Annotated in this window: 25 protein-coding genes and 1 pseudogene; 6 read left to right on the forward strand and 20 right to left on the reverse strand. The window is 70.1% G+C overall.

Annotated elements, in window-relative coordinates; genetic code table 11:
* Nucleotides 1-83: 83 nt before the first annotated feature.
* The 8 genes from ACFCZF_RS26475 to ACFCZF_RS26510 all read right to left on the reverse strand — a co-directional run bounded on the left by ACFCZF_RS26475 (nucleotide 84) and on the right by ACFCZF_RS26510 (nucleotide 8,148).
* Complete coding sequence (locus ACFCZF_RS26475; protein ID WP_376673749.1) at nucleotides 84-1,547, reverse strand: FAD-binding oxidoreductase; 1,464 nt, start codon at nucleotides 1,545-1,547, stop codon at nucleotides 84-86.
* A gap of 56 nt (nucleotides 1,548-1,603) precedes the next feature.
* Nucleotides 1,604-2,380 (reverse strand): SDR family oxidoreductase, encoded by a 777-nt coding sequence (locus ACFCZF_RS26480; RefSeq protein WP_376673750.1) that lies wholly within the window; start codon nucleotides 2,378-2,380, stop codon nucleotides 1,604-1,606.
* Nucleotides 2,381-2,396: 16 nt separating this feature from the next.
* The gene (locus ACFCZF_RS26485) at nucleotides 2,397-3,752 is read right to left on the reverse strand and encodes a nitrate/nitrite transporter (protein WP_376673751.1); all 1,356 of its coding nucleotides are present in this window, start codon (nucleotides 3,750-3,752) and stop codon (nucleotides 2,397-2,399) included.
* 153 nt (nucleotides 3,753-3,905) lie between these two features.
* A complete protein-coding gene (locus tag ACFCZF_RS26490; RefSeq protein WP_376673752.1) occupies nucleotides 3,906-4,475 on the reverse strand; it encodes a glycerol-3-phosphate responsive antiterminator in 570 nt (189 codons plus the stop codon).
* Nucleotides 4,476-4,556: 81 nt separating this feature from the next.
* Complete coding sequence (locus ACFCZF_RS26495) at nucleotides 4,557-4,793, reverse strand: hypothetical protein (protein ID WP_376673753.1); 237 nt, start codon at nucleotides 4,791-4,793, stop codon at nucleotides 4,557-4,559.
* Nucleotides 4,794-4,956: 163 nt separating this feature from the next.
* Nucleotides 4,957-5,538 (reverse strand): snapalysin family zinc-dependent metalloprotease, encoded by a 582-nt coding sequence (locus tag ACFCZF_RS26500; protein ID WP_376673754.1) that lies wholly within the window; start codon nucleotides 5,536-5,538, stop codon nucleotides 4,957-4,959.
* Between the two features lie 117 nt (nucleotides 5,539-5,655).
* On the reverse strand, nucleotides 5,656-7,053 hold the full coding sequence (locus tag ACFCZF_RS26505; RefSeq protein WP_376673755.1) for a M1 family metallopeptidase: 1,398 nt from the start codon (nucleotides 7,051-7,053) through the stop codon (nucleotides 5,656-5,658).
* Nucleotides 7,054-7,158: 105 nt separating this feature from the next.
* Complete coding sequence (locus ACFCZF_RS26510) at nucleotides 7,159-8,148, reverse strand: helix-turn-helix domain-containing protein (protein WP_376673756.1); 990 nt, start codon at nucleotides 8,146-8,148, stop codon at nucleotides 7,159-7,161.
* A gap of 132 nt (nucleotides 8,149-8,280) precedes the next feature.
* On the opposite strand from ACFCZF_RS26510, the gene ACFCZF_RS26515 reads away from it, so the two are divergent.
* Nucleotides 8,281-9,309, forward strand: coding sequence for a saccharopine dehydrogenase family protein (locus ACFCZF_RS26515; protein WP_376673757.1), 1,029 nt, complete (start codon nucleotides 8,281-8,283; stop codon nucleotides 9,307-9,309).
* Between the two features lie 159 nt (nucleotides 9,310-9,468).
* The gene (locus ACFCZF_RS26520) at nucleotides 9,469-9,840 is read left to right on the forward strand and encodes a hypothetical protein (protein WP_376673758.1); all 372 of its coding nucleotides are present in this window, start codon (nucleotides 9,469-9,471) and stop codon (nucleotides 9,838-9,840) included.
* 29 nt (nucleotides 9,841-9,869) lie between these two features.
* On the opposite strand, the gene ACFCZF_RS26525 is transcribed toward ACFCZF_RS26520, so the two are convergent.
* Nucleotides 9,870-11,225 carry an MFS transporter gene (locus tag ACFCZF_RS26525; RefSeq protein ID WP_376673759.1) on the reverse strand — a complete coding sequence of 452 codons (1,356 nt, stop codon included), beginning with the start codon at nucleotides 11,223-11,225 and terminating at the stop codon, nucleotides 9,870-9,872.
* A 320-nt stretch (nucleotides 11,226-11,545) separates the two neighbouring features.
* On the opposite strand from ACFCZF_RS26525, the gene ACFCZF_RS26530 reads away from it, so the two are divergent.
* Nucleotides 11,546-13,438 carry an SMI1/KNR4 family protein gene (locus tag ACFCZF_RS26530; protein WP_376673760.1) on the forward strand — a complete coding sequence of 631 codons (1,893 nt, stop codon included), beginning with the start codon at nucleotides 11,546-11,548 and terminating at the stop codon, nucleotides 13,436-13,438.
* A gap of 40 nt (nucleotides 13,439-13,478) precedes the next feature.
* On the opposite strand, the gene ACFCZF_RS26535 is transcribed toward ACFCZF_RS26530, so the two are convergent.
* The 3 genes from ACFCZF_RS26535 to ACFCZF_RS26545 all read right to left on the reverse strand — a co-directional run bounded on the left by ACFCZF_RS26535 (nucleotide 13,479) and on the right by ACFCZF_RS26545 (nucleotide 16,095).
* Nucleotides 13,479-13,859, reverse strand: a complete 381-nt coding sequence (locus ACFCZF_RS26535) for a VOC family protein (RefSeq protein WP_376673761.1) — start codon at nucleotides 13,857-13,859, stop codon at nucleotides 13,479-13,481.
* 216 nt (nucleotides 13,860-14,075) lie between these two features.
* Nucleotides 14,076-15,053, reverse strand: coding sequence for a zinc-binding dehydrogenase (locus ACFCZF_RS26540; RefSeq protein ID WP_376673762.1), 978 nt, complete (start codon nucleotides 15,051-15,053; stop codon nucleotides 14,076-14,078).
* 34 nt (nucleotides 15,054-15,087) lie between these two features.
* Complete coding sequence (locus ACFCZF_RS26545; RefSeq protein ID WP_376673763.1) at nucleotides 15,088-16,095, reverse strand: helix-turn-helix transcriptional regulator; 1,008 nt, start codon at nucleotides 16,093-16,095, stop codon at nucleotides 15,088-15,090.
* A gap of 136 nt (nucleotides 16,096-16,231) precedes the next feature.
* Between ACFCZF_RS26545 and ACFCZF_RS26550 the strand changes: the two genes are divergently transcribed.
* A complete protein-coding gene (locus ACFCZF_RS26550) occupies nucleotides 16,232-16,627 on the forward strand; it encodes a RidA family protein (RefSeq protein ID WP_375911352.1) in 396 nt (131 codons plus the stop codon).
* A gap of 50 nt (nucleotides 16,628-16,677) precedes the next feature.
* Here the strand turns inward: ACFCZF_RS26550 and ACFCZF_RS26555 are convergent, their stop codons facing one another.
* From ACFCZF_RS26555 to ACFCZF_RS26570, 4 genes are read right to left on the reverse strand one after another with little or no spacing between them, the layout of a single operon-like run.
* The gene (locus ACFCZF_RS26555; RefSeq protein ID WP_376673764.1) at nucleotides 16,678-17,352 is read right to left on the reverse strand and encodes a GNAT family N-acetyltransferase; all 675 of its coding nucleotides are present in this window, start codon (nucleotides 17,350-17,352) and stop codon (nucleotides 16,678-16,680) included.
* Nucleotides 17,353-17,362: 10 nt separating this feature from the next.
* Nucleotides 17,363-17,503: a hypothetical protein gene (locus ACFCZF_RS26560; protein ID WP_376673765.1), complete on the reverse strand. Its 141-nt coding sequence runs from the start codon at nucleotides 17,501-17,503 to the stop codon at nucleotides 17,363-17,365.
* Between the two features lie 29 nt (nucleotides 17,504-17,532).
* Nucleotides 17,533-18,471 (reverse strand): sigma-70 family RNA polymerase sigma factor, encoded by a 939-nt coding sequence (locus tag ACFCZF_RS26565; RefSeq protein WP_376673766.1) that lies wholly within the window; start codon nucleotides 18,469-18,471, stop codon nucleotides 17,533-17,535.
* Between the two features lie 10 nt (nucleotides 18,472-18,481).
* Nucleotides 18,482-19,672, reverse strand: a complete 1,191-nt coding sequence (locus ACFCZF_RS26570) for an NAD(P)/FAD-dependent oxidoreductase (protein WP_376673767.1) — start codon at nucleotides 19,670-19,672, stop codon at nucleotides 18,482-18,484.
* Nucleotides 19,673-20,155: 483 nt separating this feature from the next.
* Between ACFCZF_RS26570 and ACFCZF_RS26575 the strand changes: the two genes are divergently transcribed.
* Nucleotides 20,156-20,584, forward strand: a complete 429-nt coding sequence (locus tag ACFCZF_RS26575) for a VOC family protein (RefSeq protein WP_375911369.1) — start codon at nucleotides 20,156-20,158, stop codon at nucleotides 20,582-20,584.
* A gap of 55 nt (nucleotides 20,585-20,639) precedes the next feature.
* Here the strand turns inward: ACFCZF_RS26575 and ACFCZF_RS26580 are convergent, their stop codons facing one another.
* The 3 genes from ACFCZF_RS26580 to ACFCZF_RS26590 form a co-directional block, all read right to left on the reverse strand.
* A complete protein-coding gene (locus tag ACFCZF_RS26580; RefSeq protein WP_376673768.1) occupies nucleotides 20,640-22,733 on the reverse strand; it encodes a CocE/NonD family hydrolase in 2,094 nt (697 codons plus the stop codon).
* A gap of 12 nt (nucleotides 22,734-22,745) precedes the next feature.
* On the reverse strand, nucleotides 22,746-24,050 hold the full coding sequence (locus tag ACFCZF_RS26585; protein ID WP_376673769.1) for an acetyl-CoA carboxylase biotin carboxylase subunit family protein: 1,305 nt from the start codon (nucleotides 24,048-24,050) through the stop codon (nucleotides 22,746-22,748).
* A 137-nt stretch (nucleotides 24,051-24,187) separates the two neighbouring features.
* Nucleotides 24,188-24,532, reverse strand: coding sequence for a DUF6223 family protein (locus tag ACFCZF_RS26590; protein WP_376673770.1), 345 nt, complete (start codon nucleotides 24,530-24,532; stop codon nucleotides 24,188-24,190).
* A 229-nt stretch (nucleotides 24,533-24,761) separates the two neighbouring features.
* Here ACFCZF_RS26590 and ACFCZF_RS26595 point away from each other — a divergent pair.
* Nucleotides 24,762-25,741 (forward strand): annotated as a pseudogene (locus ACFCZF_RS26595) (sensor histidine kinase); the annotation flags it as partial.
* A gap of 47 nt (nucleotides 25,742-25,788) precedes the next feature.
* Here ACFCZF_RS26595 and ACFCZF_RS26600 read toward each other — a convergent pair.
* The gene (locus tag ACFCZF_RS26600) at nucleotides 25,789-26,511 is read right to left on the reverse strand and encodes a dienelactone hydrolase family protein (protein WP_376673804.1); all 723 of its coding nucleotides are present in this window, start codon (nucleotides 26,509-26,511) and stop codon (nucleotides 25,789-25,791) included.
* Nucleotides 26,512-26,610 lie beyond the last annotated feature (99 nt).

Genomic DNA, 26,610 nt, shown 5'->3' on the forward strand with positions numbered 1-26,610 from the left:
GAGGTCGTGCGGGGTCGGGGGTGTGGTCTGCGGGGGAGGCCCCGGTCGGTGTGTCGTCGATCGGGGCCTCCCGGGCGTCCGGCTCAGGCGTCCATGGGGAAGATGGTGCCCTTGTTCATGATCCCGTTGGGGTCGAAGGTCTCCTTGAGCTTCGACAGGATCTGGTACGCGCTGCCGTGCTCCTGGGTGGTCCACGGGGCACGGTACTTGCCGATGCCGTGGTGGTGGACCATGGAGCCGCCGACCTTGAGCGCCTCCTCGACGATGATCGCGTTGAGCGGCATGTGGTACTTCTCGATCTCCTCGCGCGGCTCGCAGTTGATCCTGTAGTCGTAGACGAAGTAGAGGTTCGTGCCGGTCTGGTAGCTGTGCGAGGAGTGGGCGCCCAGCATGACCAGGTCGTCTGCGGCCGGGAACTCGGTGCGGATGCGGCGGATCACGTTGTCGTACAGCTCGACGGTGCGCGACCAGTCGACGGAGACCTCGGTGGTGTAGCCCAGTTCGGCCTTGGCGAGCATGACCTCCTTCTCGGCCTCGATCTTGTCGACGCCCCAGTTGAGGTTGTCGAACCAGTCCTCGACGAGCCGCGGGTCGACCTTCTCGTGCGGGTACTGCGCGACAACCCGCTCGATCTCCTCGCTCGTGGCGCGCACGATGCCCTTCGGGCCCTCGGCCACGAAGACGACGACGACCTTCTCCTTGTAGAAGTGGGAGAAGTGCTGGCGGGCGTCCTCGGGCGAGTAGACGCGGACCACCGACGGCTTGAAGCCGTTGGTGACGACCTCACGGACGACCTTGACGCCGGTGGCCATGTCGTCGACGAGGAAACCGTGGAACTCGTTGTTCTCCGGCTGGTACTTGAAAACCTTGACGGTGACCTCGGTGATGTAGCACAGGGCGCCCTCGTTGCCGATGACGATGTGCCGGATGTCGGGGCCGGCCGCACGGCGCGGGACGTTCTTGATGCGGGTGACCGAACCGTCGGGGAAGACCGCTTCCAGCCCGACGACCATGTCCTCGATCGCGCCGTACAGGGTGGAGAACTGGCCGATGGAGCGGGTCGAGACGAGACCGCCGTACTGGGCGAGCGGCTTGGACTGCGGGGAGTGGCCGGTCGTCAGCCCCTGCTCGCGCAGCCTGTCCTCGAGCACCTGCAGCGGCACGCCGCACTCGACGGTCACCTGCATGTTCTCGGCGTCGATCGTGATGATGTCGTCCAGGCCGGAGCCGTCGAGCACGATGGTGTCCTCGACCGCGGTCTCCAGACCGCCCTCGGTGCCGGTGCGGCCGGTGCGCGCCACCACGTTGATCTTGTGGTCGTTCGCGAAGGCCAGGACCTTCGAGACGTCCTCGGTGGAACGGGCGTTGACGATCGCGGCCGGGAAGGGGCCGTCGAAGATGCCGTGCACCGACTGGTACTTCTTGAACCGGTCGACGCTCGCGAGCCTCAACTGCTCGTCGTCCGTGACGACCTGCTCGGCGGCGACCAGGTCGGTGAGGCGGGCAACGATGTCTTCGCGGGTCAGCTTGGAGAGCGACTGGGCCATGGTGATCTACCTCGTGGTGTGCTGTGCGGGGGGAGCGGGCGGGTACGGCGTGGGGCTCAGCGGACCAGGTAGCCTCCGTCCACCGGGAGGACATGTCCGTTGACGTAGTCCGATGCGCGGGAGGCGAGGAAGACCGTCGCTCCCATCAGGTCGGCGACGTCGCCCCAGCGGCCGGCCGGGATGTGGTCCAGGACGCGCTGGTTGGTCTCGGGGTTCGCCCGCGTCGCCTCGGTGATCCTGGTGGCGAAGTAACCGGGCGCGATGGCGTTGACCTGGATGTTGTGCTGTGCCAGCTCGTCGCAGTACGCCTTGGTGAAGCCGACGATGCCATGCTTGGTGGCGGCGTAGGCGGGCGACCACTGGCCGCCGAGGAAGGAGAACATGGAGGCGATATTGATGATCTTGCCGGAGCGCTGCGGGATCATGAATCGGGTCGCCTCGTGGCTCAGCTCGAACGGCGCCGTGAGATTGATGTCGACCATGGGGTCCCACTGCTCACGACCGAACTGCTCCACGTCGGCGATGTTGCAGATGCCCGCCGAGTTCACCACGATGTCGACCGATCCGAAGGCCTCCACGCACCCCTCGACGATCCGCCGCGGCACGCCCGGCTCGGTCAGGTCCGCCGCCATGAACTCCATGCGGCGTCCCTCGCCCTCGATCAGCTTGCGGGTGGTGCCGTCGTCCTCGGTCACGGACGGTACGAAGACGTTGGCGCCCGCTTTGGCGAGGGCGAGCGCGAAGGCCTGACCCAGTCCGGTGTTGCCGCCGGTGACGACGGCGTTCCGGCCGTCGAGGGAGAAGAAGTCGCGGTTGAACTCGGTGATGTCCATCGGTGAGTGACCTTCCTCAGATCGCGGGAGCCGGTTCGGTGGGAGTCGATGCGGACGACGTGGCACGCGCGGCCAGCTCCCTGCGGCGGGTACGGATGGTGAGCGTGGTGAAGAGCAGGCCGAGCAGCGCCGCGGCCAGCAGGAAGACGAACATGGTGGTGTAGCCGCCGCCGTGCTCGGGCACCGCCGGACTGGCCGACGGGTCGCCGATCCACCAGGCGGCGAGTGACGGCAGGAAGGCGTCGGGCAGGAAAGCGATTCCGGAGACCAGGCCGATGACGCCGCCACGCTCGTTCGCCGGGACCTCCACCTCGCCGACGGTGGCGAAGTACACGCCACGGCTGGCGAAGACGAACAGGCACAGCAGGAACATCAGGGCGACGGCCACTGTGCCGAAGGCCGTGCTGCGAGGCATGACGAGGAACACGGCGGCGACGGCGGCGCACCCCAGGAACATCCAGCGCAGGAAGCGTGGCGTCGACCGGGTGACCTTGTCGACGATCACGCCACCCGCGGGCCCGGCGGCGAACTGGAACACGTACGTACGCACGACGCCGATGACACCGATCAGGCCGGCCGCGATTCCGTAGCGGTACTCGAGCAACGGCGAGAAATAGCCGAGCGTGGAGTAGAAGCAGTACATCATCATGACGGAGAGCCCGATGAGCCACGTGTATTTGTTCCCGGCGGCCCGCCACAACTGCTTCAGTGTGACGGTGCTGGAATCCAGTGCGGCCAGTTTCTCATTGTCGCTGTCCACGAAGAACCAGACGAGCGCGGCGAAGACGAAGGCGAGTATCCCATACAGCCGGATAAGCCAGGTGACACCGGCTGCCTGCGTGACTGCGGTGGCCACGAGCGCGGTGCCGACGAATCCGACCAGGGTCGAGGTGACACCCCGCGCACCCTCCAGGAATCCGAAAAGACGTCCCTGTTCCGAGGCGTCGCCGAGCATTCCGATGGCCTTGAGCAGAGCCGGCCAGTAGAGGCCGGTGCCCATCACCGCCATGAGGGCGTGCGCGACGAGCGTACCGGTGTAGCCGGGCGCCTGCGCGATGTACAGATCGAGCACACCGGTTCCGGCGAGCCCCGCCGTGACCAGCGCCTTCGGTGAGAACTTGTCGGCGAACCAACCGCCCGCGAAGTACATCACGATCGCCACGATGCCGAACACGGAGATGATGTTGCCGTAGTCCTGCGTCGAAAGGTGCAGCGCCTCGGCCGTGGGGCCGAGAAAGACGAAGCGGATGTAGGCGACCTGGAAGATGATGCCGCACGACATCGACAGGATCAGGAATCCCGTCCATTTCCGCGCTCGGTTCACAGTCCACCTCGTTGTGGCTAGTAAGCGGGCAACAAAAAAGAACAGCAACCCTCGACGAGCGAGGAGTTACTGTTCTCTGGTCTCTAGTAACTGCTCCGGCACAGAGGCAGGAGCCGATATGTGATTGTGGCAGCCGATCGGGTGGCCGCGGAGCAAACCTAGAGTGACGCTCGGGCGAGTGTCAAGGGTTCGCCAGGTGTGTCACATCTCCCAGACGTCGGTATTCGACGAGGCAATGGCTGCGGCGCCGGCCTTGAGCGCGGCGAACACGTCGTCGCGGTCGCAGACCAGGCCGCCCGCGATGAGCGGCACGTCGATGTCCGCGACGACCCAGGAGATGACCCGCGGCATGCACCCGGGAAGGATCTCCACGCAGTCCGCCTGCGACGCGCGCACCTGCGGGGCGAGCTTGCGGTACGAGAGTGAGTCGATGAGGAAGAAGCGGTGCACCGCGTACAGGCCGAGTTCGCGGGCAGCGCGCACCATGAACGCCTTGGAGCTCAGGATCCCGTCGGCGTCCGTTTTCTCCTTCACGTAGCGGACGACGATCTCCTTGCCGGCGAAACCCTCCAGCAGATCGACGTTGACCAGGACCGTCCGACCGTCGTTCTTCAGACGCGCCACGATCTCCGGCAGGTCCAGGAGTGTGCCGTAGAGCAGGAAGACGATGCGGCAGTCGGAGCGGAGCACTGCCTCCAGCCCCTCCGCGTCCTTGACGCTGGCGACGACGGGATGGTCCTCCAGGAGGGCGGGCAGCGGTGGGGTGGCCAAGGAGCTCTCCTAGAAGACGCAGACAGTGTCCTTCCGCTCAGGGTATGACGCCGGCGTCGCGGAACGCTCCGCGGGACCGGACTACCCGGCGGGGTCTTCCTCCGTCTCCCGGACGGCGCGCTTGACCGCACTCTCGACGGCTTCCGCCGACTGGCCGCTGACCGTGGCGTGATCGGCGATCGCCGCCTGCGCGGCCTGGGCGGCCTCCTGCCAGGCCCGGTGCTGCAGGTCGAACTCCTCGCCGTCGAGTCCGGCGAGGCGGGCACGCTGCTCTTCCGCCGCCCGCTCAAGAAGGATCAGGTCCTGGGGAATGTCCACGCCTCCGATCCTAGGGCGGGATCCGGCGGTGCCCCAGCGCCGACCCGCGGGCACCACGAGGTGGCCCCGGTTGTCCCCGCCCCTGGAGACCGGGGCGGGGCTCGCGGAGGTAGCGCCGGGACTGGTGCGGTGGGGCCCGTGCGCAGGAGGACTGTGCGCCCGGTCAGTCCCCGACCGCGACGGCCCGGGGGACCGGCACCGGTGCCCGGGAGGTTGCCGAGAAGGCTGCCGGGAAGTTGTCCTCGACCTCGGCCTTCTCGGCCGCGTTCGGGTAGGGATTGGTGCACGGGACGCCCGCGCTGGAGCCCGACATCAGGCTGGAGCAGGGGCCGGGCTTGCGGTCCGGCAGGCCCAGGATGTGACCGAGCTCGTGGGACGAGATGCGTACCGTGTTGTAGCCCTGGTTCACGGCCTGGCGTCCGATGTAGACGGTGCCGTTGCCCAGGGAGGTGGGCAGGGCGCGCGGCCAGCCGTTGTCGGCGAGGATCCGGATGTTGGCGCGCTGCCCGGACGCGGCGGGACGCAGTTCCACGCCGTCGACGCTCTCGTTCCAGATCGCCGCGCCCCGGTCGACCGCGGATGCGAACTCCGCGGAGCCGCTCGCGTCATAGGTGAGCACCCGGGCGGCGGTCAGGGGGAGCGCGGTGCCGCCGGGCGGTTCGGCGGCCACGGCCTGGCCGCTCAGCAGTGGGAGGGACACCAACAGAGCCGCGGCCAGGCCGCCGGTCAGGGTACGGACGTGCATGATCGACCTCCTTGTGGGGGGAAGGGCAGTCGTGTGCATGACACCACTTGGCTCCCTGCCCACCGCACACCGTTGCCAATCCGCCATTCCGGCTCCGGGATTGGCCGGGACGGACGGTCAGCGGATGCGGTGGGTCTCCCAGAAGGGGCCGAGGTCCTCGTCCGTCAGGGCCTGGGCGGCCTTCTTGAAGTCGGCGGTGGTGGAGACGCCGTACCAGTGGTCCTGGGCGTATCCCTTGAGAAGCCGTGCCATGGTGCCGGCGCCGAGGGTGCGTTCGAGGTCGGCCAGGGCACAGGGTCCGGCCGTGTAGACGACGTGGTACTCGCCGGGGTGCTGCGACCAGTAGGCCATTGAGTTGGTCAGCGCGGTGCTGTCGTCGGGCCAGTAGACGTCCGACCAGCAGTCGCGGGTGTCCCAGCCGTAGAAGCGGGCGTTGGCGTACTGGGCGAAGCTCTCGTCCAGCCAGGGCGAGGCGTACTCGTCGTTGCCGACGACGCCGTACCACCACTGATGCGCCACCTCGTGGACGACGGCGCTGCCCTCCTCGGTGGTGCCCAGGAGGACGAGGCCGGGGTACTCCATGCCGCCGCCGAAGCGGCTGGTCATCACCAGGTCGATCTCGCCGTACGGGTAGCGGCCGAACTCCTGGCCGAACCGGTCGATCGAGGCGACGGCGTCCGTGCGGTTGATGCGCACGCCCGCGGCGGGGGTGTCGGGCGCCCAGTACGACTTCACCCGCACGCCGCCGGGAGTCGTCTCCGTCGCCGTGCGGAACGGACCCGCGGCCCAGGCGAAGTCCCGCACCCGGTTCGCGACGCTGAGTGTGACCGTGCGGCCTGGACTGCCGGGGAGGGTGCGGGTGTCACCGGTTGCCGGCACCTTCAACGCCGACGGATGGTCGAGACGGACCCGGAAGTCGCCCGTCAGCGCGTAGAAGCTCTCACCCAGCGCCACGTACGGGTCGAGGTGCCACCCCTTGGCGTCGTGCACGGCGAGCACCGGCAGCGCGTTGCCCAGGAAGCGGTAGGCGCCCTCGCGGCCGAAGCGGGCATTGCGGTCGGGGACGGTGATGGAGACGTCGAAGGCGACGGACGCCCGCTGACCGCGCGCGAGCGGCTTCGGCAGAGCGATGCGCAGGGCCGTGCAGTTCACGGCGAGACCGTCCGGTGTGCCACCGTCCACCTGCGAGACCGTGACAGGGGAGCGCGCATCGGGTGTGCCGCACTGGTCCTCGCCGTTGCCCCACAGACGGAGGTACACCTCGCGCAGCGGACGGTCGGACGCGTTCCGGAACGACACCCGCTGCCGTCCGGTCCAGTGGCTGCCATCGGCGTCGGAGCGCAGCGTCACGTCGTAGCGAGCACGATCGGGCGTCGCGGCGGCCCTCGACACCTTCGGCCCCCCGGTCACCGCGCCGGCGTGATTCGCGCCGACGGCGACCGACACGACCAGCACCAGCAGCACGACGAACAGGCGACGACCGGACAGGAACGACCACACGGCTGAGGGCGTCATGCCAGCGGATACCGCCACATCACGCCCAGTCTCGTGCGGAGTTGGCGGTCGCCGGATCGGACTGCGGTGCGCCCGCCGGACGGGACGAGGAGGCACCGGCTCCGGCTAGGGGCGGCGAACGGCGATGGTGGGTGCCGGAGTCGTCCCGGCGAGTCGGGTCCGCGAGCGGAAGGTGCGGCGGTAGGTGTCCGGCGGCACACCGACCGTCCGGTGGAAGTGCCGGCGCAGTGTCGTGGCGGTGCCCATGCCGGTTGCCGTCGCGATCGCGTCGATGGTGTCGTCCGTGGTCTCCAGCAGATCCTGCGCGTGGCGGACGCGTTGGGTGAGCAGCCACTGCAGCGGGGTGGTGCCGGTCGCCGACCTGAAGTGGCGGCCCAGGTGGCGCGAGCTCATGCGCGCCTGGCGGGCCAGGTCCTCGACGGTGAGCGGGTGGTCGAGCCGCTGCAGGACCCAGGGGAAGAGCCCGGCGAGCGGGTGGTTGTCCGTGGCGGGGACCGGAGTGGTCACGAACTGGGCCTGTCCGCCGTCCCGGTGGGGTGGCACGACCAGTCGGCGGGCGAGCCTGTTGGCGACCGACGAGCCGTGGTCGAGGCGAACGAGATGGAGGCACAGGTCCATGGCCGCTGCCTTGCCGGCGGAGGTGAGCACGCTGCCGTTGTCGACGTAGAGGACGTCCGGGTCCACCGTCACCCGTGGGTGGCGTCGGGCCAGTTCCTCGGTGTGGGCCCAGTGCGTGGTCGCGCGCTTGCCGTCCAGCAGGCCGGCGGCGGCCAGCACGAAGGCGCCCGTGCACAAGGAGGCCACGCGCGCGCCGGCCTCGTGGGCCTCGCGCACCGCCTCGATCAGTTCGGCCGGCGGGTCCTGGTCGATGTCGGCCCATCCGGGCACGATCACGGTGGCGGCGTGCGGGAGGCGGTCGAGTCCGTGGTCGGGCTCCATACGGAAGGGGCCGACCCGCACGGCGCTCGGGCCGCAGACCGACAGGCGGTACCAGGGATCGACCATACCCGCCGGACCGTTCCCGAAGACCTCGCACGCCAAGGACAGCTCGAAGTGCAGCATGCCGTCGGTGGCGGCCAGCGCGACAGTGGTCATGTCCGGAATTGTATGGGTGATGGCGTTCCAGACAGTAGTGGCGGGTGCCGGTTCTCGTGAGGATGTTCCTGCAGAGCGCAGAGCGCAGAGCGCAGAGCGCAGAGGGTCGTTCGAGTACAGGGGAGAGAATTCATGGAGTCGGGCCAGACAGTGGCGGTGTTCGGCGCGTACGGGCACACCGGGCGGTTCGTGGTGGCCGAGTTGAGAGAGCGTGGCTTCCGCCCGGTCCTCTCGGGTCGCGACGCCGGGAAGCTGAAGGAGCTGGCATACGAGACGGGGCTCGACGCCCGTCCGGCGTCGGTCGACGATCCGGCCTCGCTCGACCGTGCGTTGGCCGGAGCGGCGGCCGTGATCAACTGCGCCGGCCCCTTCGCCGTGACGGCCGCACCGGTGATCGAGGCGGCCCTGCGGGCGGGGCTTCCGTATCTCGACGTGGCGGCCGAGATCGAGGCCAACGTCGACACCTTCGCCCACTTCGCCGACCGGGCCCGGGACGCGGGGGCGGTGATCGTCCCGGCGATGGCCTTCTTCGGCGGGCTGGGCGACCTGCTGGCCTCGGCCGCGATGGGGGACTGGACGGTGGCCGACGAGGCGCACATCGCCTACGGACTGAGCGGCTGGCACCCCACCGCCGGCACCCGCACGGCAGGTGCCGTCTCACGGCAGCGGCGCGACGGCCGGCGGGTGCGCTACACGGGAGGGCGGTTGGAGTACACGGACGACGCCACGCGGACCCAGGACTGGCCCTTCCCCGACCCCGTCGGAACGCGTCCCGTGATCGCGGAGTTCACGATGGCCGACGTCGTGACCATACCGAGCCACCTGACCGTTCCCGAAGTACGCACCTACATGACGGTCGAGGCGGCCCGCGACATAGCCGCCCCGGACACGCCGACGCCGGCCGCGGTGGACGACCGCGGGCGGTCCGCTCAGACCTTCCTCGTCGACGTCCTGGTGCGCTCGGGTGACGCCGAACGGCGCGCCGTGGCCCGGGGACAGGACATCTACGCCGTCACCGCGCCGCTGGTGGTGGAAGCGCTCGGCCGTGTCCTGGGCGGTCGGGCCGACGCGGTCGGGGTCGTCTCCGCGGGCGCGGCCTTCGACGCGGCGGACTTCCTCCGTGCGCTGTCCCCGCACATCAGCCTGGAACTGCACCAGTAGGGGGCCGACCGCCCGGCCCACGGCTTCGTGCTCGGCTCAGCTCGGCTAGGCTCGGCGCGGCCGAGGGCGGAGTCGTCGTAGCGCACCCGGCGCTGTGGGCAGCCTGAGCGTCTTGACGAGGGGACCGGCGACACAGACCTGCGACGTCCGGGGGTGGGCATGGGGGAGAGCGAGACCATGGACGTGCACAAGGAGCGCACGCGTGCGGAGCGACTGACCGAGGGTCTGACGGTCGCCGTTGCTTCGGTGCTCTCGTTCGGGCTGCTGTCGGGATCGGGGGCCGTCTTCGGTGCGATCGCCTGGCATCTGGTCACCGACACCGGTACCACCGCGTTCAGCAGGCTCTCGATGCCGGTGCTCTTCCTCGTCGTCGTGGCGTTGCCGCCGCTCGTGGCCCGCCGGGTGTTCCTCTCGCGCCGGCGCAAGGGCACGGAGCGGGTGACGGCGGCGGTCCCGGCAGCGCTGACGCTGCTGGCCACGTCCGTCGTGCCGTTCGCGATTCTGTGTCTGGTCGTCGTGTACGCGGACTGATCAGCGCCGGGTTTCGAGGTCGATCCATGTCACTCGACGTCACCTGAAAGGCGGCTGCTGCCGGACTCGTGGACCTCGGAGCGGCCGGCCGTCAGTGGCGCGTCCGGCGCGGCCGGAAGCGTCCGTCCGAGGCGTGCGAGCGGTGACAGAGCCATCACCACCGGGGACAGCATCATGCCGGCGGCCGTTGCCAGGAGACTGGTGCGCGACCCCCATTGCTCGGCGAGGAATCCGCCGAGCAGGGAGCCGAGGGGGGACAGTCCCATGCCGACGAACGTGATCGTCGCGGCCACGCGGCCTTGCATCCCGTCCGGAGTGACCGTCTGCCGGACGGCCATGAGCGCCACGTTCACCAACTGACCTCCGGCCCCGAACACGAAGTTGACCACGAGGAGCACGGGAACGGTCACCGCGGGTGAGCCGTGCAGCGCCGGTACACACAAGAACACGCCGTCGCCGAGAGCAGCCGCGGCCACGAGTACCGGGCCGTACCCGAACCGGGCCGGCAGACGGGCGGCCAGTATGGAGCCCAGGAGCGCGCCCGGCCCCGTAGCCGCGAGCGCCAGCCCGACGGCGGTGCCGGAAAGATGCAGTTCCCGCGGCAGGAAGAGGAGATAGCCGGTCATCACCGCGGCGAAGGAGAACTGGAAGGCGGCCGAGGCCAGACACACGGTACGCAGCGCGGTGTCGCCGACGACGAAACGGAGCCCCTCGTGGATCCGCCGCCAGACCGGAGACGGGCGTTCCGGGCGCTGTGGGGGCGATTCGAATCGACGGACGCGTTGTATCGACAGAAACGACAGCGCGAAGAACAGCGCGCTGGAGGCGGCGGCGACCGGTGCCGACAGCAGGGACACCAACGCACCGCCGAGGGCGGGACCGCCGATCTGAGCCGCGGACCGGCTGCCCTCGAGCGCGCTGTTGCCCCGCACCAGCTGATCGCGTCGCACCAGGCGTACCAGGGATGCCTGGTAGGCCACGTCGAAGAACACGGAGAGGGCCCCGACGGCGAAGGCGACCACGAAGAGGGCGGGCAGGCCGAGCCGGCCGAAGAGACAGGCCAGGGCGGCGGCTCCCAGGGCGAGGGCCCGACCGGCGTCAGTCAGCACCATCACTGTGCGAGTGCGCCACCTGTCCACCCATGCGCCGGCGAAGAGCGCGAGCAGCAGGATCGGCGCCTGGCCCACGGCACGCAGGACGCCCAGCTGGCCGGCACTGGCGTGGAGCGTCAGGACGGCGAAGAGCGGCAGCACCACCAGACCCGTGTGTTCCCCGAGTTGGGAGGCGGTCTGCCCCACCCAGAGTCTGCGGAAGTCGCTGTCCCGCCACAGGCTTGACGGAACGGGCCGACCGGAATCGGATGCGGGAGAAGAAGCGGACGGCACAGGGATCCCTCGGGTCGCCGACAACGAGGCCCACCACCGGGCACCCGACAGGCGCGCCGACGGTTCGGGCAGGAGCAGGCTCGCTGTGCCGCGACATCAAGGGCAGCACGCGATGACAGGCCGATCGGCCACAACGTCAACGCGCGCTCGGAAGACCGACCATGTCTGCGACTCCTCGTGGATCAACTGGCTGCACCCGGACACTAGCGCTCGGTGGCTCGACGCGAAAGGCAATTGGGGCGCGGGACAACGGACCCGAACGCCCGGTCGGCCCGCAACGGGCTTCCTCGGGTGTCAGAGGCGACTGCCACAATCGGCCCATGATCGAGAATCGCTTCAACTGGCAGCAGTTCCTGCGCCGTTGGCAGGAGGAATGGATCCCTGACGAGGACGACGCGGAGGACATGGCGGAGGGCGGAGTCACGCTCGCCGACCTGGCGCTCTCCGCTCCGCCCGCGTCCGAGACGGTCATAGCCACCGCCGAGGCACGCCTGGGCACCCGGTTCCCCCCGTCCTATCGGCAGTTCCTCGGGGCCAGCAACGGCTGGCGGCTGGACCGGGGGTCCATCTACCAGCTGGGCGCGGCGCACGAGATCGACTGGTTCGGGGATCCGTTCGACCTGACCCCCAGCTACCAGGAGGCGCAGACCGAACACTCGACGGAGCAGGAGGTGCTGCTGGCCGGGATGTGGCGACGAGCACTGCGACTGGAGACCGACTCGGACATGTCCTACGCCCTGCTGGACCCGGGAGACACCGACGAGGACGGCGAGTGGGCGCTGTACGTATACAAGGGATGGAGCGGCGAACCACCGGATCGGTATCCGTCCTTCCGCGCCTACATGCAGCGGATGTACCAGTCATTCCACTCCGCCCGGGCGAGCAGTCCCGACTTCGTGAACGACACCACCCGCGCTCTGGACGCCGAGGTCGAGCGCGCGCGGCGGGAAGCCCTGCACGGGAGGTGGGAGACCGCCCGGGAACTGCTCACCGAGGCGGAGCGCTATGGCCGGCCCTGCGCCTGGGGCATGCTGCGGCAACTGGAGGTGCTGGCGCACGGCAGCGGTTACTACGGCTTCGGTGAGCTTGTCGCCGATCCGCGCTACACGGACGAGCTGGTGCCCGTGATGGCCGCCGCGCACCTGCGGGACAAACGCTCCACCGCCTTTCCCCGCGGGTTCGTGCTGGGCACCGAGACCGACGAAGGCGTCACGGCGGACGCGGACGCGATCCTCGCCCAGGTGCGCGAAGGCTCCTACCGCTATGCGCCGGAGGGCGACTTCGGACAGGCAGTGGCCGAAGCGCGGGCAGCGGCGAGGTGGGGGGACACGGACGCGGCATGGCGGACGATCCGGGCCGCGCTGCCGTCGTGGTCGCCGCCGGGTCCGGACCTGCTGGCACCGCTCGGTGTGCTGGCCGACCCGGTACTCGGCCCCGTGGTGACGCGGGAGCGCGCCCTGGAGTTGCTGGCCACGCCCCGGGCCGGTACGCAGGGCCCCGTGCCCGATCCGGTGCCGGACCTGGATCCGCCGGGACTGTGCTGGCTCGCGGACACCCCGCGGTGGAACGCCCCGCACGACTCCTACCGGTGTCTGTGGGTGGAAGGCGCGGAGCCGGAGGCGCTCCCCGAGCTGCTCGGGGAGGACGGGGGCGTGGGTCTGACCGCTCCGCCCGGCCGCCGGACCGACTGGTTCCCCTACGACACGGGGCAACGGGACGGAATGGCGCCGTGGGAGGACAGGGCCGTGGTGTCGGTGGGCCGGACGGATTCCGGGTGGGCGTTCGGCTGCGACGCGGCCCCGCGGACGTCGCCGGCCGGCAACTTCTTCGTCTCCCCGGCCACCGCCGCCTCGCGTGACGGACGCGCGGTGGTCCTGTGGGCGCGCAGGAGTAGAGGAGGCGGCCTCGCGGTGTTCCACCTGTCGGTCGCCGACCGGGGCGAGGGACTCTACGCGTACACGCTGCGCGGCACGGACATCGAACGCTCGGGGCCGGTGCCCGGGAGCATCGATCCGGAACGGGTGCTGCACGGCGTCGGCGAGGCGGACCACGAGCGGTGTCTGCTGGCCGCCGTCCAGGACGAGTTCGGTCTCTCCCTGCCCCGGCTGGCCCTGGTCGAGGGCGTACTGCCGCAGCTGACCACACGGTCCTGGAACCGTGCGCCAAAGGACGGCGAGGCCTACGCGTACACCACGATCCGCATCGTGCGGTGAAGGGAGAGGGTGCCTGGTGCCGAGGCGTGACCGATGAGCGTCAGAGTGAGTTGAGGCGGGCCTTGAGCAGGCAGAACTCGTTGCCTTCGGGGTCGGTCAGCACATGCCACTGCTCCTGCCCTGTCTGGCCGATGTCGGCCGGGCGCGCACCCAGCTTCAGAAGGCGTTCGAGCTCGGCGTCCTGATCGCGGTCGGTGGCGTTGACGTCGATGTGCAGCCGGGACTTCCCCTTCTCCGGCTCGTCCCTGCGACTGAGGATGATGGTCGGCTGCGCACCGCCGAACCCTTCGCGCGGCCCGATCTCCAGCGTGCCGTCGTCCTCGCGATCGAGCACGACGAAGTCCAGGACCTCGCACCAGAACCGCGCCAGCACCTCAGGTTCGCGGCAACCGAGCACAAGCTCACTGATACGACATGCCATGGACGAAACCTGCTCTCAGTTCGGGAAACGCAGGGGAGGCCACACGCGAACCTCATGGCACCCAGCAGCAACAACAATGCCGCGACCGTACCGGACGAAGCGAGCACGGCCGAAGTGATTTCCGAGCTCCCCCTGTCCGGTTACCGGCCCGTTGGGGTCGACGTGCATCCGCACCGAACGAGCACTACCAGGCGGGCCCCGGGTCGGCCGTACTCGTCATCGGGCGTCGGGGAGGAGAACGACCTTGCCCGTCGTTGCCCGCGCCTCCAGGGCGGCGTGTGCCGCTGCGGCCTGCGACAGAGGGAAGGCCTGGAAGGCGGGCACCAGACTCCCGCCGGCGGCCGCCGCGAGTGCGCGAGTTTCGTCGGCGGGCGCGTCCTGGCCCTCCAACAGCAGGGCCAGTGCGTCGGTGAAGCGTACGCCGCGCTCTTTCATCTCCGCCTCCTCCGGCCGGAACTCCTCCCGGGAGGCCGCGCCGATGCTGACGTGGCGCCCGCCCTCGGTCAGCAGCCCGAAGGCGGCCCGTCCCTTGTCGCCCTCGACACCGTCCAGAACGACCGTGACGCCGCGCCGTCCCAAGGCGTTACGGACCGTGTCCGCCCAGTCAGGCAGGTTGTAGTCGACGGCGACATCGGCTCCCAGCTCTCGCACGGCCGCCGTCTTGGCCGGACCGCCCGCCGCGCCGACCACCGTGGCGCCGAGGCGGAGGGCGAACTGGACGATCAGACGGCCGATCCCACCGGCAGCGGACGTGACCAGGACCACGTCGTCGGAGGTGAGCTCCGCGATGTCGAGCAGGCCGATGGCGGTGGTGCCGGTGACGACCATGGTGACGGCGGCCTCGTAGCCCAGTCCGTCCGGGATCCGGTGCAGGGACGCGACGTCTGCGACGGCGAGTTCGGCGTAGCCGCCCGGCCTGCCGTGAGCGGTCACCGCCCTGGCGCCGATCCAGGCCGTGTCCACGTCCGGCCCCACCGACTCGACGACGCCGGCCACCTCGCCCCCGAAAACTGCCGGAAGTCGGGGAAGCGGCGGACCGATCTCCAGTCCTTCGCGCAGCGCCGTCTCGATCTGGTGGACTCCCGCGGCCCTCACCGAGACGAGGACCTCGCCCGGACCCGCAACCGGATCGGGCACTGTCTCATAACGGAGGTTTTCAGCGGGTCCGAACTCGTGCAGTACGACGGCGCGCATGGCCGTTCCTTCCAGTAGGTCCGCAGAAGAATTCTCACTCTGCGACCTCGACTTGACTTGAGGTCAAGCAGGACGGCGCTCCGTAACAGGAGACCATCGCGGCCGCGCGGTTGCGCAGGGAGGTGCGCAACCACTGCGGGGACAGGGCTTCCGCGTCCGTGGTCAGCTGCCAAAGCGCCCATTCGGCGTGTCGTGAATCCTGGTAGGTCACCTCCAGCCGCAGCCGGCCGTCCGCGTCGGGTTCCTCGGCACGGACGGCCAGTGCGGTGTTCACCAGCTCCTCCCGCCGCTCCGGGTTCACCCGCACCAGCACGGTGACTTGGTCGCCGTCGGACAGGAACTGCGCGCAGCGTTCCCGCCAGATGCGGTCCAGATCGACCCGGTTCGGTCGCTCTGCCGGTTCTGGGAGTTCCTCGGCGGCCAACACCCGCGACAGGCGGTAAGTGCGGTCCGCGCCAGCTCTTGTGGCCAGCAAGTAGCCCCGGCCGCGCACGGTGACCAGGCCGATCGGGTCCACGGTGCGCCACTGTGGGGTCTGGTCCGTGGCCGCGTAGTGGATGCGCAGCCTGTGGCCGGTGAGCACCGCGCGCCGGACCTCGATCATCGTGGCGTCGGGCAACTCCTCGCTGACCAGACGGTGTGAGAGCAGGTCGGTCTCCGGGTCGACGAGCAATCGCTGGGCGGCGTCGCTCGCGGTGGCCAGATGGCTTTCGGGCAGCGCGTCGGCCACCTTGCGCATGGCGGAAGCGAGCGCCGAGCCGAGGCCGAACACCTGCTCGCCGCGCCCCGAGCCGGCGACCAGCAAGGCAAGGGCCTCGTCGTGATGCAGTCCGGTGAGGTCGGTCTGGAAGTCGGGCAACAAGGCGAATCCGCCGCGACGGCCGCGTTCGGCGTAGACAGGGACGCCGGCTGCGGACAGCGCCTCGATGTCGCGCAGCACGGTCCGGGTGGAAACCTCCAGCTCGCGGGCGAGCGTGGCCGCGGTCAGCCGACCGCGTCGGCGCAGCAGAAGCACCAACGAGATCAACCGGTCGGCACGCATACGAGAACGTTAGCGGAATACATGACCAAGGATGTCGTCATTTGCAGGGAGGCTTGTCGACGTGATGCCGAGGACGGTGGTTGCGGAGCCATTGGACGCACGTACTGCCGTCGAACCGAATGGAGCTGAAGTGGCAATGGAGCGATCGACGGTCAACCCGTGGACGTGGTCGGTGGAGATGGGTTACAGCCAGGGTGAGATCGTCTCCGGGGACACCCGGACCCTGTACTGCTCCGGGCAGGCCGCGATGAGTGGCGACGGCAAGCCCCAGCATGCCGGTGACATGGCGGCGCAGTTGACGCTGACCATCGACAATCTGGAGGCCGTGCTCGGCCAGGCCGGCATGTCCCTCGCGAACCTCGTCCGGCTCAACGTCTACACCACCGACGTCGACCGGCTCTTCGAACACTACGGCGTGCTGGCGTCGCGGTTGGGCGCCGCCGGGGTGGCACCGACCACCACGATGCTGGGGGTGGCACGGCTGGCGGTTCCCGATCTGATGGTCGAGCTGGAGGGAACCGCGGTCGCGTGAGACGGCCTCGCGGCCGCTTGACGGGCGGCCGCGAACCCTGCCCGGTCACCTCAGCTGCGTGGCGGGTCAATCCCGAGGACCGGCAGGCAGTCGCCGACGGCGACGAGTTCGATGTCGTCGCGCCGCTGTTTGGTCCACTGCTCGCGGGTCAGCCTCCATTGTTTGATCTCCGCCGGCTCGCCGCGCCGGGTGTCCCAACTGACGCCGTTCGGCACGTACCCCAGGGCCTCGGAGACACGGTTCGAGGGACGGTTGTCGAAGAAGGCATCGCTGTTCGCCTCACGGGCCCCCAGCCCATCGAACGCCAGATGCAGCACCGCCTGCCGCATCTCCTTGCCCAATCCGCCGCCCCGCACCTCCGGACTGAGCCAGGAGAAGGTGGTGACCGTCCCGAACTTGGCGAAGTCGGTGCCGATCAGATCCTGCATGCCCACCGGCTCGCCGTCGATGACCACCACGAAGTACAGCCGCCAAAGGCTCGCGCTGACCCGGCCCCGGCCCCGCCACACCGCCTGTAGCCAACCCCACTCGCGTTGCGGGCCGTCCTCGTAAAGGGACATCGGATCGTCAAAGGGCCATGGGGGCTGCGTGACCACGCCCTTGCGGACCGTCGGCACCAGACGCTCCAACCGCTCATCCGTCGCCCCCAGCAAAGACAGCCGGGGTGTGTGCACCTGTACGTTCAACGGGGGATACGCGGACAAAGGCGAGACACTCGTCGGCATGGGCGCAACCCTAGGAGCCGGTGAACAAGGCGCGCAGCACATTGCCCGTGCCGTCGGCGATCACGCGGACCGGGTTGTGGACGGTGACGGTGTCCCCGGAGGGGATCGAGGGGCCCAGGCCGCGACCTTTTGGAGGCAGAATGAGCGGCATGACCATCGGACTGGTTTCGACGGCTCAGGTCACCACGCCTCGATGACCGGCGCGCCGGGTTCGTGCCGCCGCCAGGACTCGCTGAGGCGCGCGAGCCGGTCCGCGGCGGCGATGCCGTACAGGGACGCGACCTTGCCGTCGCTGACTTCGAACGCCACGGCGCCCACGACCCGGTCCTCGATCACGGCCAGCACGGCCGGGGCGCCGTTGACCCGCGCGATATGCATCGCCGGCGAGCCGCCGGCCAGCCGCCGTTTCGCCGGAGTGGGCCTGAAGCCGGCCCGCACGAAGGAGGCGACGCGCTCGCGCGTCCTGTACCGCAGCAGCCGCCTGGCCAGTCCGGCGCCGTCCGAGACCGCCGTCACGTCGTCGGTGAGCAGCGCCACCAGTCGTTCCGTGCGCCCTGACGTGGCGGCGGCGAGGAACTCCTCGACGACCCGGCGGGCGGACGCGGGGTCGGCCTCGCCCCCGCGGCGCCGCTCGGCGGTGACCCGGATGCGAGCCCGGTGGATGTGCTGCTGGCTCGCGGACTCGGTGATGTCGAGGATCCCGGCGATCTCCGCGTGACTGTACGAGAAGGCCTCACGCAGGACGTAGACGGCCCGCTCGACCGGCGAGAGACGCTCCATGAGGGTCAGTACGGCCAAGGCCACCGATTCGCGCTGCTCGAAGGTGTCGGCCGGGCCCAGCATCGGGTCGCCCTCGAGGAGCGGCTCGGGCAGCCAGGCACCGGCCGCTCGCTCGTGGCGCGCCTGCGCCGAGCGGAGCCGGTCGACGCAGAGATTGGTGACGACCTTGGTCAGCCACGCTTCCGGCACCTCCACCCGTTCGTGATCCGCGGCCTGCCAGCGCAGGAACGTGTCCTGTACGGCGTCCTCGGCGTCGGCGGCCGAGCCGAGCAGTCGGTACGCGAGCGAGGCCAGCCGGCCGCGGCTGGCCGCGAAACGATCGACGGCTGCACTGTCCATGCGGAACAGCCTATGCGGCGCCCCGCACATCGGACCGGTCAGGCGCGGTGACCAGGCGAAGCCGACGCTTGGGCATGCCGAAGGTCGGGTGGGCGATGCCCCACCCGGCCCCCTTGAGCACGCCCGACTTGAGGCTCGCGGCGGTCCGGCCGCCGAGGTACCAGGACTTCGACCGGACGTCCCCGTCCACCATCTGGAAGATCGCGTCCCGCCGCCCGAGGCTGATGTGGTTGCCGTGGTACTTCAGCCCGGTGGTCGGGACCTCGCCGCCCGTCAGGCGCGCTATGATCGCGGCGGTCGCCTGCATGTTGGTGAAGCCGGCCGAGGCACAGGACATCGGCAGCGGCCGGCCGTTGTCGCCGATCGCGTGGGCGCAGTCGCCGGCGGCGTAGACGTCCGGGTGCGAGACGGAGCGCATGGTGCGGTCCACGACGACCTGGCCTGTCTCGGCGACCTCCAGGCCGCTGGCGGCCGCGATGGGGTGCACGGCGAACCCGGCCGACCACACGGTCACGTCGGCCGGGAGGGAGGTACCGCCGGCGGCGATCGTCCGTGTCGGCTCGACTGCTTCGATGTGCGTGTGCTCGTGGACGGTGACGCCGAGCCGGTCGAACGCCTGGCGCAGGTGACGGCGGGCCCTCGGGGAGAGCCAGGCGCCCAGCTCGCCGCGGGCGGCGAGCGCGACCGAGAGATCGGGCCGGGACTCGGCGAACTCGGTGGCGGTCTCGATGCCGGTCAGCCCCTCACCGACGACCAGCACGGTGCCGCCCTTGTCCAGGCCGGCCAGGCGCTCGCGCAGCCGCAGCGCCGAGGACCGGCCGGTCACATCGAAGGCGTACTCGGCCGCGCCGGGGACGCCGTGGTGGGCGACGGAGCTGCCGAGCGCGTAGAGAAGCGTGTCGTAGGTGAGCTCGCCGTGCCCGTCCTCGCCGGTCACGGCGACGGTCCTGCGTACCGGGTCGACGCCGGTGACGCGCGCCAGGCGCAGCCGCACCCCGGTGCCCGCGAACACGTCGGCGAGCTCGCGGAACGCGACGTCCCGGCCGATCGCGAGCTGGTGGAGCCGCATCCGCTCGACGAAGACGGGCACGGCGTTGACAACGGTGATCTCGGTGTCGGCGGGGGAGAGCCGGCGCGCCAGGTTCCCGGCGGCGAAGGCCCCGGCGTATCCGGCGCCGAGTACGACGATGCGGTGCTTCATGGCGTTGCTCCTGTCTCGTTCGCGTGTCCCTTGAACGAGATGGCGTCCCGATTGCTGACAGGAACCGGGTGTGACGCGGGTCACCGGACTGAGACGGGTGCGGGGTGGGCGGTCGTCACTGGGCGTCGTGGCCGCCGTCGACGGGGGAGGGCGACGCGGATGACGAAGCCGGCGCGCTGCCGCAGACGGCGAACCGCGGGTGATGGCCGAGCCCGACGTGGAGCCGCCGCCTCACCGACCGAGGCCCGGCCTCCGCGTGACGGCTTACTGTGCCCCCGCGCGTCGCGGTCCGGGGACGCTATGCGTCAGGCGGCACCGGTTTCCGTCTGGCGTCGGGAACGAGGGGCACCACCATGTCGGCATCGGCATCGGCATCGGCGTCGGCGTCGGCGTCGCATCGGCATCGGCATCGGATCCTGATCGGCGTCAAGATGCGGATCCTTTGCGGGAGATGAGCGACACAGCCCCTGCTAGGGTGCGCCGATGTCATCGATCAAGCAGTTCCAGGTCACCTTCGACTGCGCTGAACCCGAGCGCGTCGCTCGCTTTTGGTGCGAGGTGCTGGGGTACGTCGTGTCGCCGCCGCCGAAGGGGTTTGCCACGTGGGACGACTTCGATCGCTCGCGGCCGCGTGAAGAACAGGGTTCGTGGTTCGCGTGCAGTGATCCCTCCGGGGCGGGCCCGCGACTGTTCTTCCAGCGCGTCCCCGAAGGGAAGGTCGTCAAGAACCGGGTGCATCTCGACGTGCGGGTCGGCACCGGGCTCGTGGGCGAGGAGCGCCTCGCCGCGCTCGAAGCCGAGTGCGCTCGCCTGCTCCCGCTCGGCGCGGTACGCGTGCGGCTTCTGTATGACGGCAGCGACTCGTGCATCGTGATGCAGGACATCGAGGGCAACGAGTTCTGCCTCGACTGAGCATCCACCGAGACGGCGAGGTGAGGAACCGACGGTGAGCCTCCGACCCGGATCACTAGAGCAGATCACGGGGCACCGTCTCGTTCCAGGTGCGCGAGAACACCCGTCGGCCACCTTCGTAGCCGTCCAGCGTGGCGTCGACGAAGAACCGGCCTTCGTCGCAGGTGAGACGGGTATGAGTGACCACGCGTACGTCCCAGTCGTCGCGCCGGAAGCCGATGGTCCACGTGCACTCGCCGCTCACGGACGTGAAGTCGTCGGCGACGGAGGCGTAGCGTTCGTGCGCGCGCCGGCCGACGTCCAGGCCGATGTCCTCGAAGCGGACCGTGCCCCGGTCCTTCACCGTGTCCAGCTCGGAGTGGTAGCCGACCAGGTCCCGCTTCACGTCCCACCGTTCCTCCGGGGGCGTCACCGTCGTGGTGCTGATGGGCGGGGTGCCCTCGGGTTCGCCGAAGGGCGCGGCCAAGGCGTGGTCGGCCTTCTCCGGGGGCCGGACCGGAAGGGTGAGCGTGCTGGAGTGCTCGTGGACACTGAGCGTCGCCGGCTTCGGCGGCGGCCACGCGAGTGGCCAGTACGAGGTGGACAGGGAGAGCCGGATGCGATGCCCGGGCGGGAAGCTCTGCGCCACCCCGTTGAGGTGGACCGTGGCACGGTAGCGGCGGCCGGGCACGAGGGGCTCGGGCTGCTCCGCGCTGTCCAGCCGGGTGAGATTGAGCAGGCCGTAGGTGACCCGGGTGGCCGCTCCGTCCGGTCGGACGTCCGACAGACGCGCGGCCACCATGGCCACCGGTTCGTCGGCCGACAGGTCGAGGTCGAGGGTCGGCGAACCGAGGATCTCCACCCGTTCGGTGAGCGGTGGGGTCTCGAAGACGAGTGAGCCGCCGTCCTCCTCACGCTGGTCGTACGGCAGGTCCGGGGGTGCGTTGTAGGAGGCCCACTTGCCCGCGAACTGCCCGACGGACAACGGGGAGCGGACGGTCAGGACGCCCTGTCCGCCGGTTCCGCCTGTCTCGCCGGTCCGTTCGCCCGAGCCCTCGGCCGTCTCCGGAGCCGTCTCTCCGGCCCGTGCGCCGCCGGGTGGTGCGATCCGGTGCCCGGTGAGCGGGTGCGTGACCGGGTGGACGTGCGGGGACGGCCAGTGGGGTTCCGCCACCCAGCGTCCCGGCCGTTCCTCGTACGAGGTGGACGGCGGGACGCTGTCCTGCATCCATGTCCGCAGCATCGGACCGTCCATGACGCCGTTGTCGACGCCCTTGAGCCAGTGGTCCCACCAGCGCACGACCTCCTGCAGGTAGCCGATGGCGGGTCCCGGCTCACCGAGGTGGGGGAACTTGTGCGACCAGGGGCCGATGAGCCCCTTCCTGGGCACGTCCAGATGGGCGAGCAGCCGGGTGACCGCGTTGGAGTAGCCGTCCGCCCAGCCGCTGGAGGCGAGCACCGGGCAGCGCACGTCGGCGTGGTTCTCGGCGACCGAGGCGTGCCGCCAGTAGTCGTCGAGGCGCTGGTGGCGCAGCCACTCCAGGACCCAGGGCCGTGCGTGCTCGAGGCGTTCGTGCCACATGTCGCGCCAGCGGTCGCCGACCACGGCCGGGTCCGGGGGACAGGTGGCGTAGGCGAACATGGTGCCCGCCTCGGCCAGGTTGTCCGACAGCATGGCTCCGCCCATGTAGTGCATGTCGTCGGCGTGCCGGTCGTCGGTGAAGGACGCGATGACGATGGCCTTCAGGCTCGGTGGCCGTCGGGCCGCCACCTGGAGGGCCGCGAACGCACCCCAGGACAGGCCCATCATCCCCGTGCTGCCGTCGCACCAGGGCTGGTCGGTGAGCCAGGCCAGCACCTCCTCGGCGTCGCGCTGCTCGATCTCCAGGTACTCGTCGCGCAGCACCCCCTCCGACTCGCCGGTGCCCCGCAGGTCGACACGGACGCAGGCGTAGCCGTGCCCGGCGATGTACGGGTGGTGGAGGGAATCGCGTTCGGCGGTGAGGTCCCGCTTGCGGTACGGGATGTACTCCAGCACCGCCGGTACCGGGTCGTTGTCCGACGACGTGGGCCGCCAGATGCGCGCCGACAGGCGGACGCCTTCCGACATGGGGATGACGACGTGCTCTTCTTCCTTGGTCGTGTACGGCAGGTGGGTCACATGACGCATGGTCGGCGCTCCTTAACCTCGCGCTCCTTCGGACGGCTCGTCGAAGGTGAGGCCCAGGGCAGCGACGCACTGGTCGTACTTCCTGCGCAGGTCCTGTTCGTCGTCGCCGCCGGTGAAGATGTGTGCGAGTTCGTAGCTGTAACTGTCCTGCTGGGAAAGGTCGGAAAGCCGCCGGCCGGGCTCGGGCAGGACTTCGATCCGTACGCCCGGTATCTCGCTCTCGATGCGGGCGATGTCCTCGGGGGAGGGCACGTGGCGCACCACTCCGTCCGTGAACCACCGGTAGTACCACTTGGCCGCCATCGCGTACGGGCCCTGCCCGTGGGGCATGCGCGGGTCGTCCCCGAGGGCGAGGGCGAGCATGGCGTGGTGGTTGGAGACGCCTTCCACGTACTGGAACAGCTCGGCGTGCGACTGCGAGTGGCGCGGGTTGATCTCCAGCAGGCTGATGTCCTGGCTGCCGGGATCGTAGAAGTACTCCACGCTGAACGTCGCGGAGTCGAAGCCGATCCGGCGCATCACCCGCTCGGTGACCTCGTGCAGCCGGGCGACGACCTGCGGGGGCAGCATGGAGGGGTACTGGTGGCGCAGGAAGCACGGAGTGTCCGGGTAGTCGATGGAGTCCAGCGTGCCGTAGACGGTCACCTCCCCCTCGTGCACGTAACCCTCCACCGCGACCTGCACACCCGTCAGCGCCTCCTCGGCGAGACACACCCGGCTCCCGACGCCGTCCATTTCCGGTGGCAGGTCGACCTGGTCGAGGATGTGCTCGAAGGGGCGGCCGATACGGGAAATGCCCTCCCGTATCTCCGCGACGGCCGCGCGGAACTCCTCCTCGTCCCCGACCCCGAAAGCGAGTTCCGACGAGTAGGACAACGCGGGCTTGAGCCACATCGGGAACCGCATGCCGTCCGGCGGGCGCGGCGGATCCGCGTCCAGGTCGACACGCCCGAAGCGCGGATGCCGGTCCGTCACCTCCTGCTGCTCGAGCCTGCTCCAGTACTTGTGCTCGCACTTGACCACCGACTCGAGAGTGGTGGTCCGGGTGCCGTACCGTTCGCCGAGCATCGGTACGAGCGTGCTGACCGGGAAGTCCCAGTAACCGACGATCGCGTCGATGCTTCCGTCGAAGGCGTCCAGCACCTTCTGTGCCTTCTCCACCACCGTCGGCAGCGACACCTCGCCGTCCTGCAGCTCCTCCACCGTCAACAGGCCGTGGAAGCGGAGCGAATCGGCGCCCGGCACGGCCTTGAGCGTCGGAAGATTGGCCTCGTCGAGGCCGACCACGAAGATGTTCTTGACATGGTCCTCAGACACGACTCTCCTCTCTCCTCCCAAGATCGACGGGGTACCCCGCCACGGCGCGGGCAACCACTGGGGGACCGCTGCTCGGTCGAGCCATGTCAGCTGCGCGGGCGCCAAGTCACCCAACGGGCTCTCGTGATGCGAGGAGATCATGCCGACCACGGTGCCGTTGGGGCTGAGCAGAGGAACGCGGCGCCGACCCCCAGCGGGATGGCCAGGACAGCGCCGACGAGCCCGTTGCCAGTGCCGGGGCCGCCGCCGGCGGTTCCCATGTGCAGTACCGCGAGGATCGTGCCGACCGTCCCCACCGCGATGGCCGACATCCCGCCGGCGCGGGCGTTGCCGGTGCTGATCCGGCCGCCGGCGCGGGCCAGGGCCAGCCGGCCGACAGCAAGGCCGAGCAGCCCCACTCCGAGGGCCAGGTTGGCCCCGGTCCGCCCGTCACCGATGATTCCGCCCTCGGCGGCCACCATCATCATTCCTGAAACACTCACACCGCTCTCCTCCTTCGCCGTCGCTGATCGCGAGGCTCGACGGGCCTTGAGCATGCGCGCCGTTCTCCCTGCCGGTCGTCCAGCAGGCGCAGGCATTTGCCGCTGCCGCCGCCGCGGCATCCGGATACCGCGGACGCGGCAGGCGGCGCGCGAGTACCGCACACGCGGTAGCCGACCTGTCGTCCGTGAGCTGGACTCGCCCACAACCGCACCCGGTTACGGTGCACCCATGGACAAAGGACGGTCGCTGTCCCGGCCGGGATCACCGACTGGTCGATCGCCGCGGGCGTGGCGGCCCTGCTGCTGAGCACCGGACTGTCCGGCCCACACCCTGCCGGGGGCCGCGAACTGCTCGGCACCGTTCTGCTGGCGGCCGGCGGGCTGGCGCTGGCCGCGCGCCGCCGGACACCGCTCCTGGTCCTGGCCGTCACCGGACTGTGCGCGGTGGGCTACCAGGCGGCCGGGTTCGAGGTGCTCGCCGTCTCCTACCTGGTCGCGGTCTACGGTGCGGTGCGCGCCGGCCACCGTGCCGTCACACTGGTTGCCTCCGTGGGCCTGCTGACCGCGCTCCACCTCACCGCCCTGGTCTTCCAGGACGGACACGCGCGTGAGGTCGTGACGCAGGCCCGCAGCACCCTGGAGATCGCCTGGTTGATCGCCGCGTTCGCGACCGGAGAGGCGGTGCGGCAGGCCGAACGGCGGGCGGACGACGCCGAGCGGACCCGCGAGGAGACCGCGCGACGTCGGGCCGACGAGGAGCGGCTGCGCATCGCGCGGGAGCTGCACGACTCGCTCACCCACCAGATCTCGGTCATCAAGGTGCAGTCCGAGGTCGCCGTCCACGTGGCCCGGAGACGGGGCGAGCTGGTGCCGGAGGCCCTGCTCGCGATCCAGGAAGCGGGCCGGGAGGCGAGCCGGGAACTGCGCGCGACCCTGGAGGCGCTGCGCGACGACGACACCACCCCGCCGCACGGACTCGACCACATCCCAGACCTGGTGAAACGGTTCCGAACGACCGCCCTGGAGACGACCCTGACGATCGAAGGGCATCCCCACGCCGTGCCGGCCGCAGTGGGCCGGACCGCTTACCGGATCGTCCAGGAGTCACTCACCAACGTCGCCCGGCACGCCGCCACCACCGCCTCGGTGCTGATCGACTACCGGCCGGACACCCTCGCGATCCGCGTCGACGACAACGGAAAGGCCACGGCGTCGTGGCGCCTGCCGGTGCCTGCTGCCCGCCAGACGGCCCGGCCTCACTTCAGGTGTCGGTCCAAGAACCGGCACCCGTCCTCCAACTCGAACCACGGGGTGCCGGTGTGCCCTCCCGGATTGGCGTGCAGCGTCTTCTCCTTGCTGCCGAAGGAGTCGAACAGGTCCAGGGCCCGTTGCCGGGGGTTCCCTTCGTCGTCCCACTGCAGCAGGAACAGCAGCGGAACGGTGACCTGCCGGGCCTCCTCGCGCTGGGCACGGGGCACGTACCCCCCGGCGAAGAAGCCTGCGGCCGCGATGCGCGGCTCGACCACCGCCAGCCGAATGCCGAGGGCGGCCCACCCCCCGGAGTACCCGACCGGGCCGTCGATGTCGGGCAGTTCGAGGAGGGCGTCCAGCGTGGTCTGCCATTCCGGGACCGCGTTCTCGACCAGCGGGCCGATGAAGGACTCGAAGATCTCGTCGACCGGCTCGCCGGCCTGCATCGCCCGCCGGAGGTCGGCACGGGCCTGCTCGTCGGCGGCGGAACGGGGACGGTCACCGCACCCGGCGGCATCGATGGTGGCCACCGCGTAACCGCGCGCCGCGGTGTACCGGGCCCGGGCCACCAGCCGGGGTTCCGCCTTGGGCAGGCCGTTGTTGTGGGCCATCAGGACCAGCGGGGCGGGTGCGGATCCAGGCGTCCACAGGGTGCCGGGGATCTCGCCGACGGTGAATTCGCGCTCGAGGACGCCGTCGTCGAGGCGCTGTTCAGAAGTGAATCGCACGGTCGTGCCTTTCGGGAGGGCTCTTGAACGGCGCCCCCGGACGACCTATCGCCCGACCGTGACCCAGGAGGGGAGCACCCATGTCGATACTGCGTTCAC

The organism is Streptomyces sp. NPDC056296, assembly GCF_042268605.1.
GTDB lineage: Bacteria > Actinomycetota > Actinomycetes > Streptomycetales > Streptomycetaceae > Streptomyces.